We start from the raw sequence: 2518 nt of genomic DNA, 5'->3' as shown, positions 1-2518 counted from the left end.
CAGTCTCTTGAGCGTCACGATCATCCCCCCGCCGGCCTGCCAGCAGTTCCTGAACCTCCACGACGGCGGGGCCACCGTGGTTTTCGCCGGCCAGATCGACCACGGCACCCCCGGCGGTGACCCGATCCCCGTCGACATGATCAAGTCCGCCATCGAGTCGGTTGGCCACAAGTTCCCCCTCGGCTGGCTGGACGGGTTCACCATCCTCCTGGCCGGGCTGATCCTGATGCCCTTCGACGTCAAGCTCAAGCGGTGGGAGCCCTTCAGCGGCTATGACGCGGTGACGTACCTGAACCACATGGTCCTCGGCAACGTCACCCACGAGGTCACCCAGGAGCAGGTCGACTGGCTCGTCGCCCACGAGCTCGGCCACGCCATCTGCTACCGCCTGGTCGACCAGAGCTACACCGACAAGGTCGACACGCCGCTCATGTCCCAGTACAAGAACCTCCGCGGCCTGACCTACCCCGACGACCCGTTCCTGCCGTGGGAGAAGCGGCCGTGGGAGATCTTCGCCGAGGACTTCCGGGTGGAGGTCCTGGGCGGGTCGGTCGGGGTCATTCCGCGGGCCAAGGAGGCCGTCCGGCCGGCGCTGTTCAGGTTCTTCGCCATGCTGGACGCCAAGGGTCCAACGCCGCCGATCGGGGTCCGGGACGCCCCGGCCACCCCGCCGACCCCTGCGGTCAAAGAGCCGACGGTCCTCAAGTTCAACATCCACCGGCCGAACGAGATGGTCGTCAACGGCCGGGCGACGACCCTCCTCGTGCCCATCCAGGTCGGCGTCGGGTACATCCGCCTGCCGGCCCGGGAGCCCTGGGAGGCCGCCGGGGCCAGGGTCGACTACAACGAGCCAACCGGTGACCTGACCATCGAGGTCCCGTGACTCTGACTTTCGGAGAGGTTTGTGCCGGCATCGGCGGCCTGACCCTCGGCCTCCAACGCGCCGGCCTTCAGCCCCGGTGGTTCTCCGAGGTCGACCCCTTCTGCCGATCGGTCCTGGCCCACCACTGGCCGACCGTTCCGACCTTCGGCGACATGACTAAGCTCGACCCCGCCGACCTTCCACCCGTCGACCTGCTCTGTGGCGGGATACCCTGCCAGCCCCATTCCCAAACCGGTAAGCGCAAGGGAGCCGCCGATGAACGAAACCTCTGGCCGGACTTCGCGAGACTCATTTGCGGCCTTAAACCGAGATGGATCCTGGTCGAGAATGTCCCGGGGATTCTCTCACCCGACCATGGAGGGTTCTTTGCAGGGGTTCTGCGGGACCTGGCCGCGCTCGGGTATGACGCGGAATGGGATTGCCTACCGGCGTCGGCCTTCGGTGCCTATCACGAACGGCTCCGGCTCTTCCTTGTGGCCTACCCCGCGGGCCTGTATCGGGACCCATGGGGTGTGCTGGAAGCGAGCGAAGAGCGGCGAGTATCGCTCCAATCTCGAAGACTTCATAGCGTGGCTGTGGCTGGTCGAGGGAAACGCCCCAGAGAGCGGCTTGAATGTGAACCCGGATTGGCTCGATTGGTACGCTGGCTTCCCGATCGGACACAGCGGCTTGACGCGTTAGGAAACGCCGTCTACCCCGCCGCGGCAGAGTACGTTGGCCGACGAATTCTCCAGTTCAACCACGAAAGGAGCACCGAAGATGCCTGATTACCAGCCCGCCGACCTCTACGCCGGTTACGCCAAGGCCCTGGTCCGGAAGATGCCCGAACTGCGCCACGTCCCCATCGGATCCATCGTCTTCGTCGAGAACGTGGCCAAGGCGGCCAAGCCCACCCGGCGGCGCCGCCTGTCCAGCGTCTTCAAGGCCCCGAAGAAGAAACTCGTCAAGTACGCCGCCTGCCGCAAGCTCTCGCCGCTGATCCACTACCTCACCGGGAAGTCCTACGTCATCGAGGTCTTCCAGGACGCCTGCCAGAACTTCAGCCGCGAGAAGATGGCCATTCTCATGTACCACGAGCTGAAGCACATCGCCGAGGACGGCAAGTTGGCCAAACACGACATCGAGGAGTGGGGCCTTGTCACCCGGGCCATCGGGGCCGACTGGACCATCACCCAGCGGATCCTGCCCGACATCCTGGCCAGCGACTTCAGCTGGGCGAAGTACCGAGCCCCGCAGGTCACCTTCGCCGACGTCGTTGAGGAGGGCCAGCCGAAAGCCGCGGCCGCCGCCGCGACCCACTGAGACTGACGGACTGGAGGGATTCCGGTGGCAGGAGCGTTGCAGGTTGCTGACGTGGCCAGGATCATTCCCACCCTGGCTCCCGTGGTGACCCCCGAGGAGGAGGCCCGGAACGTGGCCAGCCTCAAGGTCTACCGCCTGCCACCGGAGGACATCCAGGCCCGCTACGGCCGGCCGGGCCGAGTCCTGAGGCCGGCCCTGATGAACCCGCTTCCGGTCGAAAGCCGTCCCGAGGAGGCAAGGGCCGTGACACGCAAGGCCATGGGCGAACAGGAACTCCTCGCCATCGCCGCCCAGGTGGTTGACGGGGAGACCGTCGAGTCGATGCTGAGGCGG

3 protein-coding genes are annotated in these 2518 nt (G+C 66.1%); all 3 read left to right on the top strand.

Annotation, left to right across the window (positions count from 1 at the left end; all coding sequences use genetic code 11):
• Positions 1–883, top strand: an 883-nt coding sequence (locus VGL40_03625) for a hypothetical protein (GenBank protein ID HEY3314360.1), incomplete at its 5' end; no start/stop codon positions are given.
• A gap of 759 nt (positions 884–1642) precedes the next feature.
• On the top strand, positions 1643–2185 hold the full coding sequence (locus VGL40_03620) for a putative metallopeptidase (GenBank protein ID HEY3314359.1): 543 nt from the start codon (positions 1643–1645) through the stop codon (positions 2183–2185).
• A gap of 24 nt (positions 2186–2209) precedes the next feature.
• The coding region (locus VGL40_03615) for a hypothetical protein (GenBank protein ID HEY3314358.1) at positions 2210–2518 on the top strand (309 nt) is incomplete at its 3' end.

The sequence above is a fragment of the Bacillota bacterium genome, assembly GCA_036504675.1.
GTDB lineage: Bacteria > Bacillota > Sulfobacillia > JAJYWN01 > JAJZPE01 > DASXUT01.
Note: the sequence above shows the minus strand (reverse complement) of the source record. Positions and strands in the feature narration are given on the sequence as shown.

What these genes read in the sequence shown, in the direction of transcription:
- VGL40_03620 (HEY3314359.1), top strand. Translation starts at nt 1,643, where the DNA reads ATGCCTGATTACCAGCCCGCCGACCTCTACGCCGGTTACGCCAAGGCC.